Raw genomic sequence first — 17,557 nt, 5'->3', positions numbered from 1 at the left:
ACTCCTTAAGCCGTTTTCAGCGTGCCAACCGGACGGGCTGGCTCAACTGCTGGATAGTAGGGTTCGTTATGGCGCGCTTTGTTACGCAGACCTTCCGGCACCTCATAAAGCGGACCGAGGTGCTGATATTGCTGAGCCATATCGAGATAGCGAGCGCTGCCGAGCGTATCCAGCCAACGGAACGCGCCGCCGTGGAACGGAGGGAAGCCGAGGCCGTACACCAGCGCCATATCCGCTTCTGCCGGGCTGGCGATAATGCCTTCTTCTAGGCAACGCACTACTTCGTTGATCATCGGGATCATCATCCGGGCGATGATCTCATCGTCAGTGAAGTCGCGTTTTGGCTGACTGACGTCGGCCATCAGGCCATCCACCGCCGGATCTTCTTCTTTCTTCGGTTTGCCTTTGCTGTCTTCTTTATAGCGCCAGAAGCCCAGACCGTTTTTCTGCCCAAAGCGGTTGGCGTCGAACAGGGCGTCAATGGCGTCGCGATAATCTTTCTGCATGCGCTGCGGGAAGCCCGCCGCCATCACCGCCTGCGCGTGATGGGCAGTGTCGATGCCGACAACGTCCAGCAGGTACGCCGGGCCCATCGGCCAGCCGAACTGTTTTTCCATCACTTTGTCGATTTTGCGGAAGTCTGCGCCGTCGCGCAGCAGCTGGCTGAAACCGGCGAAGTACGGGAACAGCACGCGGTTAACGAAGAAGCCCGGGCAGTCGTTAACGACGATTGGCGTTTTGCCCATCTTACTCGCCCACGCCACCACTTTGGCGATGGTTTCGTCGGAGGTTTTTTCCCCACGGATCACTTCGACCAGCGGCATGCGATGCACCGGGTTAAAGAAGTGCATCCCGCAGAAGTTTTCCGGACGCTTCAGCACGCTCGCCAGTTCGCTGATAGGAATGGTGGAGGTGTTAGAGGCCAGCACGGTTTCCGGACGTACATTGTCTTCGGTTTCGGCCAGCACCGCTTTTTTCACTTTCGGGTTCTCGACGACCGCTTCAACCACCACGTCCACACGGTCGAAACCGCTGTATTCCAGTACTGGCTGGATGGTGGAGATCACGCCTGCAAGCTTCAGACCGTCAATTTTGCCGCGCTCAAGCTGTTTATTCAGCAGCTTGGCCGCTTCGGTCATGCCCAGCGTCAGGGATTTCTCGTTGATGTCTTTCATCACTACCGGCACGCCTTTCCAGGCAGACTGGTAGGCGATGCCGCCACCCATAATGCCCGCTCCGAGTACCGCCGCGTGTTTTGGCGTTTCAACGTTTTTGGTGAGTTGTTTGGCTTTGCCCTTCACGAACTGATCGTTAAGGAAGATACCAACCAGCGCGCGGGCTTCGTTGGTGTGCGCCAGCGGGACAAAGCTCTGGTTTTCCAGCTTCAGGGCTTCATCACGGCCCAGACGGGCTGCCGCTTCAATGGTTTTCACCGCCGTGATCGGCGCCGGGTAGTGTTTACCCGCCGTCTGCATCACCATGCCCTTGGCGATGGTGAAGCTCATGGTGGCTTCAATTTTGCTGAGCTTCAACGGCTCCAGCTTTGGCTGACGTTTGGCTTTCCAGTCGAGATCGCCGTTAATCGCCTGACGCAGAATGGCTACAGCGCCTTCAATCAGTTTTTCAGGCTTAACCACGCCGTCCACCAGACCGATTTTCTGCGCCTGTTCCGCGCCGACATCTTTACCTGCGGCAATGATTTCCAGCGCGCTGTCGGCACCCAACATGCGCGGCATACGCACCGAGCCACCAAAGCCCGGCATAATGCCCAGTTTGGTTTCCGGCAGGCCGATGCGCAGGTCTGGGGTCGCCAGACGGTAATCAGTGGCTAACACGCATTCGCAGCCGCCGCCCAGCGCGTAACCGTTAACGGCAGAAAGGGTCGGGACAGGCAGATCTTCCAGACGATTAAAGACGCTGTTCGCAAAGTGCAGCCACTGGCTCAGCTGCTCTTCGGGCACCAGGAACAGCGACAGGAATTCGGTGATATCCGCGCCAACGATAAAGGCCGCTTTGTTGGAGCGCAGCAGCAGCCCTTTCAAATCTGATTGCTTTTCAAGTACATCCAGCGCCTGGCCAAGACTGGCCACCGTCGCGGTATCAAGCTTGTTCACTGAGCCGGGGGCATCGAACACCAGTTCGGCAATGCCATCTTCCAGCCAGTCTACGTACAGGGTGTCGCCTTTGTAGAGCATGTCGGTCTCCTGAATCCAGCAATTGGATCTGGTCATACCAGATGAAACGGAGTGTGGAATTTATGTTAATAAAATGCAAATTAGTCATTAAGAAATTGCTGCACTGATCACGGTCGGTGGAAATCACGCAGCCGGAGTGAGGTGTGCTAAGATGCGATGACTTGAGGTCAAAAAAACGAAAGGAAGAATGATGGACTCACTGGCTTCGCTTTATAAAAATCATATCGTTACCCTACAGGAACGTACCCGCGATGTACTGGCCCGCTTCAAGCTGGATGCCCTGCTGATCCACTCCGGCGAGCTGATGAATACTTTTCTTGATGACCACGCTTATCCCTTCAAGGTTAACCCGCAGTTTAAAGCCTGGGTGCCTGTCACGCAGGTTCCAAATTGCTGGCTGCTGGTGGATGGCGTGAACAAGCCGAAACTGTGGTTCTACCTGCCGGTCGATTACTGGCACAACGTGGAGCCGCTGCCGACCTCATTCTGGACCGAAGAAATTGACGTGATTGCGCTGCCAAAAGCAGACGGCATTGGCAGCCAGTTGCCAGCGGCGCGTGGGAACATCGGCTACATTGGTCCGGTTCCTGAGCGTGCGCTGGGTCTGGATATTCCGGCAGATAAACTCAACCCGAAAGGCGTGCTGGATTATCTGCACTACTATCGCGCCTACAAGACCGACTACGAACTTTACTGCATGCGTGAAGCGCAAAAAACGGCGGTGAATGGCCACCGTGCGGCGCACGAAGCGTTCCAGTCCGGTATGAGCGAGTTCGATATCAATCAGGCCTACCTGACGGCGACCGGCCACCGCGATACCGACGTGCCGTACAGCAACATCGTGGCGCTGAATGAACATGCCTCGGTTCTGCACTACACCAAACTGGATCATCAGGTTCCGGCTGAGATGCGCAGCTTCCTGCTGGACGCGGGGGCTGAGTACAATGGCTATGCGGCAGACCTGACCCGTACCTGGGCGGCGAATGCGGATACTGATTTTGCGCAATTGATCAAAGACGTGAACGACGAACAGCTGGCGCTGATTGGCACCATGAAGGCCGGAACCAGCTATGTGGATTATCACATCCAGTTCCATCAGCGCATCGCTAAACTGCTGCGTAAGCATCAGATTGTCAAAGACATGAGCGAAGAGGCGATGGTTGAGAACGATCTGACCGGGCCATTTATGCCGCACGGTATCGGCCACCCGCTGGGTTTACAGGTTCATGACGTCGCTGGCTTTATGCAGGATGATACCGGTACGCACCTGGCGGCACCGTCTAAATATCCTTATCTGCGCTGCACCCGCGTTCTGGCGCCGCGTATGGTATTGACCATCGAGCCGGGTATCTACTTTATTGAATCCCTGCTGGCGCCGTGGCGCGAAGGGCAGTTCAGCAAGCACTTCAACTGGGAGAAAATTGAAGCGCTGAAGCCGTATGGCGGCATTCGTATCGAAGATAACGTGGTTATTCACGAGAACAGCATCGAGAACATGACGCGAGATCTGAAGCTGGCCTGATGGAAAGCTGGCTGATACCGGCCGAGCCGGTCACCTTTGTTGAGGAAATCAAGAAAAGCCGCTTTATCACGCTGTTGGCGCATACTGACGGCGTGGAGGCGGCGAAGGCGTTCGTCGAGTCCGTCCGCGCGCAGCACCCCGATGCCCGCCATCACTGTGTGGCGTGGGTCGCAGGGCCGCCAGACGACTCACAGCAGCTCGGGTTTTCTGACGACGGTGAACCGGCGGGTACGGCCGGAAAACCGATGCTATCCCAGTTGATGGGCAGCGGCGTGGGTGAAATCACCGCCGTCGTGGTCCGCTACTACGGGGGCATTTTGTTAGGCACCGGAGGGCTGGTTAAAGCCTACGGAGGGGGTGTCCAGCAGGCGCTTAATCTGCTGATAACAACCCGCAAAACGCCACTTACGGAATATACTTTGTTATGCGATTACGCCCAGCTATCGGGTATCGAAGCACTGCTTAAACAGTTTAACGGCGTCATCGCACACAGTGATTATCAGGCAATGGTGCAATTACGCGTGGCGCTTCCTCAGGCGGAACTGGCTGCTTTTTCAGCAAAACTCGCTGATTTTAGTCGCGGTTCATTGCAATTACTGCCGATTGAAGAATAATCCCCACCTCACAATTTTGAATACCTAAGGAAGCGGCAGAGATGCATTTTCGTGCCATTACCCGAATCGTTGGATTGCTGGTCATACTTTTCTCCGGGACAATGATCATTCCCGGACTGGTGGCGCTTATCTACCGGGACGGCGCGGGGCGTGCATTTACGCAAACCTTTTTTGTCGCGCTGACGATTGGCTCCCTGCTGTGGTGGCCAAACCGCCGTGAGAAAGGTGAACTGAAATCCCGGGAGGGTTTTCTGATCGTGGTCCTGTTCTGGACGGTACTGGGAAGCGTGGGTGCGCTGCCGTTTATCTTCTCTGAACAACCGAATCTCACCGTCACGGATGCGTTTTTTGAATCGTTCTCCGGATTAACGACCACCGGGGCCACCACGCTTGTGGGGCTGGATTCACTCCCGCATGCAATTCTCTTTTACCGGCAGATGCTCCAGTGGTTCGGCGGTATGGGGATCATCGTGCTGGCGGTGGCTATCCTGCCGATTCTGGGCGTCGGGGGGATGCAGCTTTACCGGGCTGAAATGCCTGGCCCGTTGAAAGATAACAAGATGCGCCCGCGTATTGCGGAGACGGCGAAAACCCTTTGGCTTATTTATGTCCTGCTGACGGTGGCCTGCGCGCTGGCGCTGTGGTTTGCCGGGATGCCTGCGTTTGATGCCATCGGGCACAGCTTTGCCACTATCGCTATCGGCGGGTTCTCCACCCACGATGCCAGCGTTGGGTACTTCGACAGCCCGACGATCAATACCATCATTGCCATCTTTTTGCTGATCTCAGGCTGTAACTACGGTCTACACTTCTCGTTGCTTAGCGGACGGAGCCTGAAGGTGTACTGGCGCGACCCGGAATTCCGGATGTTTATTGGCGTCCAGTTGACCCTGGTGATCATCTGTACCCTGGTACTGTGGTTCCACGATGTCTATAACTCGGCGGTCACGACCCTGAACCAGGCCTTCTTCCAGGTGGTATCGATGGCGACAACCGCCGGTTTCACCACGGACAGTATTGCGCGTTGGCCGCTGTTCCTGCCGGTGCTGCTGTTGTGCTCTGCGTTTATCGGCGGCTGTGCCGGGTCGACGGGCGGCGGCCTGAAGGTGATCCGTATTCTGCTGCTGTTCAAGCAGGGGAACCGTGAACTTAAACGTCTCGTCCACCCGAATGCGGTTTACAGCATCAAGCTGGGCAATCGTGCACTGCCGGAGCGTATCCTCGAAGCGGTGTGGGGATTCTTCTCCGCTTATGCGCTGGTCTTTATTGTCAGTATGCTGGCGATTATCGCCACGGGCGTGGATGATTTCTCTGCCTTCGCCTCTGTGGTGGCAACGTTAAACAACCTGGGGCCGGGGCTGGGTGTCGTGGCGGATAATTTCGCCAGTATGAACCCGGTGGCAAAGTGGATCTTAATCGCCAATATGCTGTTTGGTCGTCTTGAGGTCTTTACGCTGCTGGTGCTGTTTACCCCAACATTCTGGCGTGAGTAAGGAGACATTGGTGAAAACGTTAATTCTTTTCTCAACGCGTGATGGGCAAACGCGTGAGATTGCTTCATATCTGGCTTCTGAACTCAAAGAGCTGGGCATTTATTCTGATGTGGTGAACCTGAATCGCACTGAACAGATTGCCTGGCAGGATTACGACCGTGTGGTCATTGGCGCTTCAATTCGTTACGGTCATTTCCATCCGGCGCTGGATCGCTTTGTGAAAAAGCATACGGCGGAGCTCGCTAAGCTGCCCGGCGCGTTTTACTCGGTCAACCTGGTTGCCCGTAAAGCAGAGAAGCGTACACCGCAGACTAACAGCTATACGCGCAAGTTTTTGCTGAGCTCGCCATGGCAGCCCGATATCTGTTCTGTCTTTGCGGGCGCGCTGCGTTACCCGCGTTACCGCTGGTATGACCGCTTTATGATCCGCCTGATCATGAAGATGACGGGCGGGGAAACGGATACGCGTAAAGAAGTGGTTTATACCGACTGGGATCAAGTGGCCAGTTTTGCCCGTGAAATTGCACGTTTAACGGACGATTCGCGGGTTAAATAAGCGTTGAGTTTGAAAAGTGAGCGAACGAAAAGTTTTTTGTATTTAGTGCTTGTCACTTCAGAAGAACTCCCTATAATGCGCCTCCACTGACACGGAACAACGGCACACACGCCGCCGGGTCAGCAGAGAAAAGCAAAATAAACGCTTGACTCTGAAGCGGGAAAGCGTAATATGCACACCCCGCGCCGCAGCGAAAACGTAGCGGCACTGCTCTTTAACAATTTATCAGACAATCTGTGTGGGCACTCAAAGTGACATGGATTCTTAACGTCCTCGGACGAAAAATGAATACCAAGTCTCTGAGTGAACACGTAATTCATTACGAAGTTTAATTCACGAGCATCAAACTTAAATTGAAGAGTTTGATCATGGCTCAGATTGAACGCTGGCGGCAGGCCTAACACATGCAAGTCGAACGGTAACAGGAAGCAGCTTGCTGCTTTGCTGACGAGTGGCGGACGGGTGAGTAATGTCTGGGAAACTGCCTGATGGAGGGGGATAACTACTGGAAACGGTAGCTAATACCGCATAACGTCGCAAGACCAAAGAGGGGGACCTTCGGGCCTCTTGCCATCGGATGTGCCCAGATGGGATTAGCTAGTAGGTGGGGTAACGGCTCACCTAGGCGACGATCCCTAGCTGGTCTGAGAGGATGACCAGCCACACTGGAACTGAGACACGGTCCAGACTCCTACGGGAGGCAGCAGTGGGGAATATTGCACAATGGGCGCAAGCCTGATGCAGCCATGCCGCGTGTATGAAGAAGGCCTTCGGGTTGTAAAGTACTTTCAGCGGGGAGGAAGGCGACAGGGTTAATAACCCTGTCGATTGACGTTACCCGCAGAAGAAGCACCGGCTAACTCCGTGCCAGCAGCCGCGGTAATACGGAGGGTGCAAGCGTTAATCGGAATTACTGGGCGTAAAGCGCACGCAGGCGGTCTGTCAAGTCGGATGTGAAATCCCCGGGCTCAACCTGGGAACTGCATTCGAAACTGGCAGGCTAGAGTCTTGTAGAGGGGGGTAGAATTCCAGGTGTAGCGGTGAAATGCGTAGAGATCTGGAGGAATACCGGTGGCGAAGGCGGCCCCCTGGACAAAGACTGACGCTCAGGTGCGAAAGCGTGGGGAGCAAACAGGATTAGATACCCTGGTAGTCCACGCCGTAAACGATGTCGACTTGGAGGTTGTGCCCTTGAGGCGTGGCTTCCGGAGCTAACGCGTTAAGTCGACCGCCTGGGGAGTACGGCCGCAAGGTTAAAACTCAAATGAATTGACGGGGGCCCGCACAAGCGGTGGAGCATGTGGTTTAATTCGATGCAACGCGAAGAACCTTACCTACTCTTGACATCCAGAGAACTTAGCAGAGATGCTTTGGTGCCTTCGGGAACTCTGAGACAGGTGCTGCATGGCTGTCGTCAGCTCGTGTTGTGAAATGTTGGGTTAAGTCCCGCAACGAGCGCAACCCTTATCCTTTGTTGCCAGCGGTTAGGCCGGGAACTCAAAGGAGACTGCCAGTGATAAACTGGAGGAAGGTGGGGATGACGTCAAGTCATCATGGCCCTTACGAGTAGGGCTACACACGTGCTACAATGGCGCATACAAAGAGAAGCGACCTCGCGAGAGCAAGCGGACCTCATAAAGTGCGTCGTAGTCCGGATTGGAGTCTGCAACTCGACTCCATGAAGTCGGAATCGCTAGTAATCGTGGATCAGAATGCCACGGTGAATACGTTCCCGGGCCTTGTACACACCGCCCGTCACACCATGGGAGTGGGTTGCAAAAGAAGTAGGTAGCTTAACCTTCGGGAGGGCGCTTACCACTTTGTGATTCATGACTGGGGTGAAGTCGTAACAAGGTAACCGTAGGGGAACCTGCGGTTGGATCACCTCCTTACCTTAAAGAACCTGCCTTTGTAGTGCTCACACAGATTGTCTGATGAAAAACAGCAGTAAAAAATCTCTGCAGGCTTGTAGCTCAGGTGGTTAGAGCGCACCCCTGATAAGGGTGAGGTCGGTGGTTCAAGTCCACTCAGGCCTACCAAATTTTTGCTGATGCTGCGTTGCGGCGACACTCACATACCTGAGTATGCTTCGTGTCACCACGCCTTACGTCAACAAAAATTACCGGTAGAGAGATAACTACGATGGGGCTATAGCTCAGCTGGGAGAGCGCCTGCCTTGCACGCAGGAGGTCTGCGGTTCGATCCCGCATAGCTCCACCATCCTTTACTGCGAACACAAGAAAACTTCAGAGTGAACCTGAAAAGGTGCACTGCGAAGTTTTGCTCTTTAAAAATCTGGATCAAGCTGAAAATTGAAACGACACACAGCTCATGTGTGTTCGAGTCTCTCAAATTTTCGCAATCAGAAGTGAAACATCTTCGGGTTGTGAGGTTAAGCGACTAAGCGTACACGGTGGATGCCCTGGCAGTCAGAGGCGATGAAGGACGTGCTAATCTGCGAAAAGCGCCGGCGAGGTGATATGAACCTTTGACCCGGCGATGTCCGAATGGGGAAACCCAGTGCAATCCGTTGCACTATCGTTAACTGAATACATAGGTTAACGAGGCGAACCGGGGGAACTGAAACATCTAAGTACCCCGAGGAAAAGAAATCAACCGAGATTCCCCCAGTAGCGGCGAGCGAACGGGGAGCAGCCCGGAGTCTGAATCAGCTTGTGTGTTAGTGGAACGGTCTGGAAAGTCCGACGGTACAGGGTGATAGTCCCGTACACGAAAGCACACTTGCTGTGAACTCGAAGAGTAGGGCGGGACACGTGGTATCCTGTCTGAATATGGGGGGACCATCCTCCAAGGCTAAATACTCCTGACTGACCGATAGTGAACCAGTACCGTGAGGGAAAGGCGAAAAGAACCCCGGCGAGGGGAGTGAAAAAGAACCTGAAACCGTGTACGTACAAGCAGTGGGAGCCTCTTTATGGGGTGACTGCGTACCTTTTGTATAATGGGTCAGCGACTTATATTCTGTAGCAAGGTTAACCGTATAGGGGAGCCGAAGGGAAACCGAGTCTTAACTGGGCGTTAAGTTGCAGGGTATAGACCCGAAACCCGGTGATCTAGCCATGGGCAGGTTGAAGGTTGGGTAACACTAACTGGAGGACCGAACCGACTAATGTTGAAAAATTAGCGGATGACCTGTGGCTGGGGGTGAAAGGCCAATCAAACCGGGAGATAGCTGGTTCTCCCCGAAAGCTATTTAGGTAGCGCCTCGTGAACTCATCTTCGGGGGTAGAGCACTGTTTCGGCTAGGGGGCCATCCCGGCTTACCAACCCGATGCAAACTACGAATACCGAAGAATGTTATCACGGGAGACACACGGCGGGTGCTAACGTCCGTCGTGAAGAGGGAAACAACCCAGACCGCCAGCTAAGGTCCCAAAGTCATGGTTAAGTGGGAAACGATGTGGGAAGGCACAGACAGCCAGGATGTTGGCTTAGAAGCAGCCATCATTTAAAGAAAGCGTAATAGCTCACTGGTCGAGTCGGCCTGCGCGGAAGATGTAACGGGGCTAAACCATGCACCGAAGCTGCGGCAGCGACACTATGTGTTGTTGGGTAGGGGAGCGTTCTGTAAGCCGTTGAAGGTGTCCTGTGAGGGGTGCTGGAGGTATCAGAAGTGCGAATGCTGACATAAGTAACGATAAAGCGGGTGAAAAGCCCGCTCGCCGGAAGACCAAGGGTTCCTGTCCAACGTTAATCGGGGCAGGGTGAGTCGACCCCTAAGGCGAGGCCGAAAGGCGTAGTCGATGGGAAACAGGTTAATATTCCTGTACTTGGTGTTACTGCGAAGGGGGGACGGAGAAGGCTATGTCAGCCGGGCGACGGTTGTCCCGGTTTAAGCATGTAGGCGGAGGTTCCAGGTAAATCCGGTACCTTGTTAACGCTGAGGTGTGATGACGAGGCACTACGGTGCTGAAGTGATAAATGCCCTGCTTCCAGGAAAAGCCTCTAAGCATCAGGTAACACGAAATCGTACCCCAAACCGACACAGGTGGTCAGGTAGAGAATACCAAGGCGCTTGAGAGAACTCGGGTGAAGGAACTAGGCAAAATGGTGCCGTAACTTCGGGAGAAGGCACGCTGATATGTAGGTGAAGTCCCTGCGGACGGAGCTGAAATCAGTCGAAGATACCAGCTGGCTGCAACTGTTTATTAAAAACACAGCACTGTGCAAACACGAAAGTGGACGTATACGGTGTGACGCCTGCCCGGTGCCGGAAGGTTAATTGATGGGGTTAGCGGCAACGCGAAGCTCTTGATCGAAGCCCCGGTAAACGGCGGCCGTAACTATAACGGTCCTAAGGTAGCGAAATTCCTTGTCGGGTAAGTTCCGACCTGCACGAATGGCGTAATGATGGCCAGGCTGTCTCCACCCGAGACTCAGTGAAATTGAACTCGCTGTGAAGATGCAGTGTACCCGCGGCAAGACGGAAAGACCCCGTGAACCTTTACTATAGCTTGACACTGAACACTGGTCCTTGATGTGTAGGATAGGTGGGAGGCTTTGAAGCGTGGACGCCAGTCTGCGTGGAGCCAACCTTGAAATACCACCCTTTAATGGCTGGTGTTCTAACGTAGACCCGTAATCCGGGTTGCGGACAGTGTCTGGTGGGTAGTTTGACTGGGGCGGTCTCCTCCCAAAGAGTAACGGAGGAGCACGAAGGTTGGCTAATCCTGGTCGGACATCAGGAGGTTAGTGCAATGGCATAAGCCAGCTTGACTGCGAGCGTGACGGCGCGAGCAGGTGCGAAAGCAGGTCATAGTGATCCGGTGGTTCTGAATGGAAGGGCCATCGCTCAACGGATAAAAGGTACTCCGGGGATAACAGGCTGATACCGCCCAAGAGTTCATATCGACGGCGGTGTTTGGCACCTCGATGTCGGCTCATCACATCCTGGGGCTGAAGTAGGTCCCAAGGGTATGGCTGTTCGCCATTTAAAGTGGTACGCGAGCTGGGTTTAGAACGTCGTGAGACAGTTCGGTCCCTATCTGCCGTGGGCGCTGGAGAATTGAGGGGGGCTGCTCCTAGTACGAGAGGACCGGAGTGGACGCATCACTGGTGTTCGGGTTGTCATGCCAATGGCACTGCCCGGTAGCTAAATGCGGAAAAGATAAGTGCTGAAAGCATCTAAGCACGAAACTTGCCCCGAGATGAGTTCTCCCTGAGACTTTAAGTCTCCTGAAGGAACGTTGAAGACTACGACGTTGATAGGTCGGGTGTGTAAGCGCAGCGATGCGTTGAGCTAACCGATACTAATGAACCGTGAGGCTTAACCTTACAACGCCGAAGCTGTTTCGGCGAAGAGACAGACACGATTTTCAGCCTGATACAGATTAACAGAATTTGCCTGGCGGCTTTAGCGCGGTGGTCCCACCTGACCCCATGCCGAACTCAGAAGTGAAACGCCGTAGCGCCGATGGTAGTGTGGGGTCTCCCCATGTGAGAGTAGGGAACTGCCAGGCATCAAACAAGTGAAGAGGCCATCCGCAAGGATGGCCTTTTTGCGTTTCTGCACCTGCTTCCTTTCCATAAACTAATCACCCATCCCTTCGTATATACGGTAAACTATCCCGGTTTTTGCATCAGGATAGCGTCTATGAATCACTCCCTTAAGCCCTGGAATACCTTTGGTATTCAACGGAATGCTAATCAAATTGTACGTGCCGACAGTGCTCAGCAGTTGCTGAATGCCTGGCAAAACGCAACAGAAAACGGTGAACCCGTACTTATTCTGGGCGAAGGAAGTAATGTCCTGTTTCTCGATGATTTTGCGGGGACGGTAATCGTTAATCGCATCATGGGGATTGAGCGTAAAGAGAGCGCTGACAGCTGGCATTTACACGTGGGTGCTGGCGAAAACTGGCACCATCTGGTGCAATATACCCTTGAAAAAGGGATGCCCGGACTGGAAAACCTGGCCCTGATCCCGGGCTGTGCAGGATCATCTCCTATTCAAAACATCGGTGCCTACGGCATCGAACTGAAACACGTCTGCGAATATGTCGACTGCATCGAACTGGCTACGGGAAATGCTCAACGCTTAACCGCAGAGCAGTGCCGTTTTGGCTATCGCGACAGCATTTTCAAGCACGACTATCAGGATCGTTTTGTCATTGTGGCCGTTGGCCTGCGTCTGCCGAAAGCATGGAAACCCGTTCTGACTTACGGCGATCTGGCCCGTCTCGATCCGGCTACCGTCACACCGCGTGAGGTTTTTGATTCCGTTTGCCACATGCGAATGACCAAGCTACCGGACCCGAAAGTTAACGGAAATGCGGGCAGTTTCTTCAAAAATCCGGTGATCGGCAGCGAAAATGCGAAAGCGTTTCTCGCTGGCTGGCCAACGGCCCCGCATTATCCTCAGGCGGATGGCAGCGTGAAGCTGGCCGCAGGCTGGCTTATCGATCAATGTGAATTAAAAGGTACTACGCTTGGTGGCGCTGCTGTTCATCGTCAGCAGGCGCTGGTACTGATCAACCAGTCCAACGCGACAAGTGAGGATGTCGTCAACCTGGCGCACCATGTTCGCCAGCGTGTGGGCGAAAAATTTAACGTCTGGCTGGAGCCTGAAGTTCGCTTTATTGGCCGAACGGGCGAAGTGAATGCCGTGGAGACCATTGCGTGAAGGACAATACTATTCCGTTAACTCTCATCGGTATTCTTGCTGATGGCGAGTTTCATTCTGGCGAGCAGCTGGGCGAACAGCTGGGCATGAGCCGCGCTGCCATCAATAAACATATTCAAACGCTCCGCGACTGGGGCGTGGATGTGTTTACGGTACCGGGAAAAGGCTACAGCCTGCCGGAACCAATCCAGTTACTGAATGAAGAGATCATCCGCAGCCAGATTGGACACGGTAACGTCGCGGTATTGCCGGTCATTGATTCGACGAACCAGTATCTGCTGGATCGCCTGAGCGAGCTGAAATCCGGTGATGCCTGCGTCGCCGAGTACCAACAGGCAGGACGTGGCCGCCGGGGGCGTAAGTGGTTTTCGCCATTTGGCGCCAACCTCTACCTTTCCATGTACTGGCGGCTTGAACAGGGGCCAGCTGCGGCCATCGGGCTGAGCCTGGTCATCGGCATTGTGATGGCAGAGGTGCTGCATGATTTGGGTGCCGATCAGGTGCGGGTAAAATGGCCCAACGATCTGTATCTCAACGATCGAAAGCTGGCGGGGATCCTGGTCGAACTGACGGGAAAAACAGGCGATGCCGCACAGATCGTCATTGGGGCGGGGCTGAACATGGTGATGCGAAACGTGCAGAACGATGTCGTGAACCAGGCCTGGACCAACCTACAGGAAGCGGGGATCACCATCGATCGCAATACGCTTGCCGTCCGCATGATCAATGAGTTGCGTAGTTCGCTGACGCTCTTTGAACAAGAGGGGTTAGCGCCATTCCTGTCCCGCTGGGAAAAGCTGGATAACTTTATTAACCGACCGGTGAAGCTGCTGATTGGGGATAAAGAGATTTACGGCACATCACGCGGCATTGACGCGCAGGGCGCGTTGCTGCTTGAACAGGATGGCGTGATTAAGCCCTGGGTGGGCGGTGAAATTTCATTACGAAGTGCAGAGTAACCCTCTCCCCCACAGGGGAGAGGGTGTAGCAGGTCACTGCGGATACGGCACCCAATCCCCGGCATTCAGCCGGACATAAGGCTTATTCTGATACTGGATCACCACCGCATTGGCGTTTTCCGATACCTCCGCCGTCTGCGGCAGCCCGCTGGTGAGCTGATCCCAGTTCACGCTATCTTCCACAAACAGCTTACCGTCTACAGCGCGAGCAACCAGTTCCGAGATGGCCAGATAGCTGCTTGGCTGGGTGATCTCAACTGGCGCGCCCTGATGCGGTGCCTTCATGCCAAAGAACTTAATCCCGGCCGGAACGTTTGTGATGGACGGGCTTGGGATATCGCGCAGACCAGACACCTGCATCCTGTCGCCTTTCAGCGCTCCACCATGTTCCGGGACCACCACCACCATCACTTTACGGCCTGATTTTTCCAGCTCGTTGAAGAACGCGTTCAGCTCGTCGAAGAACTTCTGCGCACGGGCCTTATAATCGGCCGTTTTACTTACGCCGGGATAATGGTTCCCGTCGTGAAGCGGCAGCGTATTATAGAACGTCGCGCTACGCGTCCCTTCCTCTTTACCGACGGTGTCGAACCAGCGCTGAAGTACGGCGGTATCGTCATAGACCGGCGAGCCATCGAAGCCCAGTAACGTCACTGGCAGCCCTTTCTGGTCCATCAGCGGGGCCTGCATGCCACCCTGTTCACGCACTTCTTTCAGGAAGTTACCGAACTGACCGTTATGGCCCATCATCAGGTGTTGGGTAAAGCCCAGTTTTGCCAGGTTATCAAACAGGTAACACTGGTTAGCTGCCGGCTGGTAGAGGTTCTTATGCGAAGGCTGTCCGCAACTGGCGCGCAGCAGGCGGATAGCCGCCGGGCCGCTGTACGACGTGGCCGAGTTGAAGTCTTTGAACTGAATATCGAAATGCGACCACAGCGGGTGCGACATCAAACCAGCCGCGTCAACGTCAGCCCAGGACAGAGAACAGATGTTAATGACCAGCAACTCAAACGGCTGAGCATCGGCAGGCAGCGCGTCCGGGAATTTCGTCTGGCGCTTATCTTCCGCAGCGTAAAAACTGGAGAGCCACGCGTTCAGGTTCGTGGATGTCGGCGGCGCCGTCTGCGCTGGAATATCCCCAACCACAGGCGTATCCCCTGCTGTCGCGACGGTAGCGGCGGCGGAACCGCCCGTGGTGGTTACGGTTGTCGTCGGCTGACCGGCTGGCCACAGCGAGAAGCTCGGGCCCGTCAGCGTCAGGACGTTTAGCCAGATCATAATCGCGACGACAAACACCGTCACCCGGATCCACTGAGACAGAAACAGCCAGGCAACCAGCAGGACAAATACCGCGCCAATCATCTGCCAGTTAATAAAGCGCTCAACCAGATCGAGCATATAGTCCGCACTGAAACCTGCGACCTGGGAGCCCTGGCTCATAATGCTTTCGGGGCCGGGTAGCCAGGTATCATGCCAGAACAGGGCGAAACCGATAGGGATAGCAATCCAGTGACGTATACGGTGCAGCCTGAGGTTCGGGATTGGCATCAGCAGGAATGCCATAAACACCAGATTAAGCAGCGGGTGGAAATTAAGATAGCCTGCCCACAGCAGACCAAACTTCACCAGAAAGTAGAAATTCCAGCCGGACAGACCGCGCCAGTATTGCCAGAGTGGCGATGGCGCTGAAGAGGTATAGGTAGAATTAGTCATGTTTTCGGTTTGCCTTGACGTTTGAAGCGCGAGTCAGTGTTCCGGCGGGTTTAATATAGCGAGGTTTGACGAACAGTAATCTGATCGTATCGCGAATACGGCGCAGGGAATGGCGTGCATAGTAGCCAAGCGGCAAAAAAATCAGCGCGCACAGAACAACCAGTTGGATGATATCGCTGATATTCATAATGGAACGCTCTCCTTGTTCTCATCCATTAAGCGTAGCGGCTCAGGAACCCGACGCCATACATGCCCGTCATGTTTCGCGTTCAGAACCGGTTTGGCACCACTTGTTACAGGCAACGGTTTGGCCCATTTTTCAGGTGCCAGGGCTCGCATCTGGACAAGCTCAGCGCTGATCAAATTATCTTCAAACCAGACCATGCGGTTCGAGAAAATATCCCCGGTAGGCAGCGGGAAGATATGGTTCAGGGCGGTATCCAGATCGTTCACCCGACAGAAGGAGAGGAACAGCACCAGGCGATTATCGCCAATGGTCATGATATCCCCGATACGATTAGGGCGGCACAAGGTGAGCGCCTGCTCAACGCGAATGCCCGGCACAGGACGCAGGGCAACCATCACCCCTTTTCCGTCTGCCGGTAAAAGCGTATTGCTCATCATGTTGCCCACCGCATCGCAGAAGGTGTCCCATTTCTGGTAGCCGCGCAGTTTCATCGGCTGCGTCATTGAAAGCAGGGTGCTGATATCTTCCGGAACATATCGATTAAACTGCTGGCCCTGAATGCTTTCGATCAGCGTCAGACAGCGCGACAGGGGAGCATTCCAGGGAATGACCATATTCGCGCCGCAGCCCAGTAATAAGCGCTCATCGGTGGCGCGCAGGCTGGTATTATTTTCACGTACCACGATTTTTAACGCGCTGCCGCGCTGGCGACGTAATGTGTGAATGTGCCGTGCCAGCGTTTCGATTTGGTTATTCTGGATCAACGAGAAGATAATGGTCGCCGCCTGCGTGGTGCGCGCCTCATCAAATAAGGCCTCGTTGGTTTCGAATAGTGACCAGTGCTCAGACAGTGCAGGCGCACCTTCCAGTACCGCAATATGACTCAGAACGCGCTTTTCATCACTGCGTGGCTGAACCACCGTCTCTTCCTGTTGAGCAAGATGCCACTCGTCCCCGACATTTTTGAGGGTAAGCTGCTGTCGGGAGCTCACCCCTTTTTCATTGCACCAGAAAGCCACGTCGTAAAGATGGCTGTCAGTCTGGACACGAATACTGGCCAGGCCATAGAGGGAACGGTATTCACTCATTAAAAGTGAAAAAAGTTTGTCGTTATTACTGCCCGGGTTAACAACCAATAAGGTGCAATTTTGATTTTTTGCCCATCTGCTGATTCTTCCCAGCCATTTCAGCAGTTTTTCAGACGGGATATTTTGTAGACCGTTTTGAGAACATTTAAGAATCAGTAAATAGTGTTCAGGAACAATAGAGCACTGAATATCGCGGGGCAAAAAGTATAAACTGTCGGCCTCCGCTGGCATGGAAAATAATCGTACTGTCTGGGGTCCACGGTCAGTTTCGAGCCTGATGATTGACTTTGGCTCATCGCCCATCGTAATGACGGCCACGCGGTAATCCTTACCCTGCGTCGCTATCGTCTGGTTTACCAGACTGATGGCATCTTCATTACGATCCGTATTAACCCACCAGACTCCTCCGACTGGCATGTGGCGCAATTCGTCCCATAATGACTGGATGCCAATAGAAAATATGGAGTCCACGGTGTCCCTCTTTTCGTCGAATTTCTATGTCTCTCAGTTTACTAGCGAAAGCGTAGAAATAAACCTAACATTGAAATTAAAGAACATCAGATTTAGCATGTAAATGAAATTTCGTG

The 17,557-nt window shown here is 54.0% G+C and carries 10 protein-coding genes, 2 tRNA genes and 3 rRNA genes; 11 read left to right on the top strand and 4 right to left on the bottom strand.

Annotation, left to right across the window (positions count from 1 at the left end; all coding sequences use genetic code 11):
- Positions 1-5: 5 nt before the first annotated feature.
- Positions 6-2,195: a fatty acid oxidation complex subunit alpha FadB gene (gene fadB, locus ACQG11_RS08215; RefSeq protein ID WP_426728300.1), complete on the bottom strand. Its 2,190-nt coding sequence runs from the start codon at positions 2,193-2,195 to the stop codon at positions 6-8.
- A 190-nt stretch (positions 2,196-2,385) separates the two neighbouring features.
- Here fadB and pepQ point away from each other — a divergent pair, with 190 nt between their 5' ends.
- The 11 genes from pepQ (at position 2,386) to birA (ending at position 13,982) form a co-directional block, all read left to right on the top strand.
- On the top strand, positions 2,386-3,717 hold the full coding sequence (gene pepQ / locus ACQG11_RS08210; RefSeq protein ID WP_017382602.1) for a Xaa-Pro dipeptidase: 1,332 nt from the start codon (positions 2,386-2,388) through the stop codon (positions 3,715-3,717).
- On the top strand, positions 3,717-4,331 hold the full coding sequence (locus ACQG11_RS08205; protein WP_015572737.1) for an IMPACT family protein: 615 nt from the start codon (positions 3,717-3,719) through the stop codon (positions 4,329-4,331). The genes pepQ and ACQG11_RS08205 overlap by 1 nt, the downstream gene beginning before the upstream one ends.
- A 41-nt stretch (positions 4,332-4,372) precedes the next feature.
- On the top strand, positions 4,373-5,824 hold the full coding sequence (gene trkH, locus ACQG11_RS08200) for a Trk system potassium transporter TrkH (protein ID WP_022649737.1): 1,452 nt from the start codon (positions 4,373-4,375) through the stop codon (positions 5,822-5,824).
- A 10-nt stretch (positions 5,825-5,834) separates the two neighbouring features.
- Positions 5,835-6,380: a menaquinone-dependent protoporphyrinogen IX dehydrogenase gene (hemG, locus tag ACQG11_RS08195; protein WP_022649736.1), complete on the top strand. Its 546-nt coding sequence runs from the start codon at positions 5,835-5,837 to the stop codon at positions 6,378-6,380.
- A gap of 350 nt (positions 6,381-6,730) precedes the next feature.
- A 16S ribosomal RNA gene (locus ACQG11_RS08190) occupies positions 6,731-8,272 on the top strand.
- Positions 8,273-8,342: 70 nt separating this feature from the next.
- Positions 8,343-8,419: transfer RNA gene (locus ACQG11_RS08185), tRNA-Ile, on the top strand.
- A 105-nt stretch (positions 8,420-8,524) separates the two neighbouring features.
- Positions 8,525-8,600: transfer RNA gene (locus tag ACQG11_RS08180), tRNA-Ala, on the top strand.
- A 170-nt stretch (positions 8,601-8,770) separates the two neighbouring features.
- Positions 8,771-11,675: ribosomal RNA gene (locus ACQG11_RS08175) — 23S ribosomal RNA — on the top strand.
- Between the two features lie 69 nt (positions 11,676-11,744).
- A 5S ribosomal RNA gene (gene rrf, locus ACQG11_RS08170) occupies positions 11,745-11,860 on the top strand.
- The 16S, 23S and 5S rRNA genes sit together here with 2 tRNA genes alongside, the layout of an rRNA operon.
- A 134-nt stretch (positions 11,861-11,994) precedes the next feature.
- A complete protein-coding gene (murB, locus tag ACQG11_RS08165; RefSeq protein ID WP_280005236.1) occupies positions 11,995-13,023 on the top strand; it encodes a UDP-N-acetylmuramate dehydrogenase in 1,029 nt (342 codons plus the stop codon).
- Entirely contained in the window at positions 13,020-13,982 is a 963-nt protein-coding gene (birA, locus tag ACQG11_RS08160) for a bifunctional biotin--[acetyl-CoA-carboxylase] ligase/biotin operon repressor BirA (RefSeq protein WP_003861169.1), read from the top strand. Before murB ends, birA begins: the two co-directional genes overlap by 4 nt.
- Before the next feature lie 33 nt (positions 13,983-14,015).
- On the opposite strand, the gene bcsG is transcribed toward birA, so the two are convergent.
- Genes bcsG through bcsE form a run of 3 tightly spaced genes read right to left on the bottom strand, consistent with a single transcriptional unit; the run spans position 14,016 to position 17,441 of the window.
- Entirely contained in the window at positions 14,016-15,695 is a 1,680-nt protein-coding gene (gene bcsG / locus ACQG11_RS08155) for a cellulose biosynthesis protein BcsG (RefSeq protein ID WP_023298844.1), read from the bottom strand.
- The gene (bcsF, locus tag ACQG11_RS08150) at positions 15,688-15,882 is read right to left on the bottom strand and encodes a cellulose biosynthesis protein BcsF (RefSeq protein WP_022649733.1); all 195 of its coding nucleotides are present in this window, start codon (positions 15,880-15,882) and stop codon (positions 15,688-15,690) included. The genes bcsG and bcsF overlap by 8 nt, the downstream gene beginning before the upstream one ends.
- Positions 15,879-17,441, bottom strand: coding sequence for a cellulose biosynthesis c-di-GMP-binding protein BcsE (gene bcsE, locus ACQG11_RS08145; protein ID WP_423398289.1), 1,563 nt, complete (start codon positions 17,439-17,441; stop codon positions 15,879-15,881). Before bcsE ends, bcsF begins: the two co-directional genes overlap by 4 nt.
- Positions 17,442-17,557: the final 116 nt, after the last annotated feature.

It is taken from the genome of Enterobacter cloacae complex sp. 372C4 (assembly GCF_050030615.1).
In the GTDB taxonomy this organism is placed as follows: Bacteria; Pseudomonadota; Gammaproteobacteria; order Enterobacterales; family Enterobacteriaceae; genus Enterobacter; species Enterobacter intestinihominis.
Note: the sequence above shows the minus strand (reverse complement) of the source record. Positions and strands in the feature narration are given on the sequence as shown.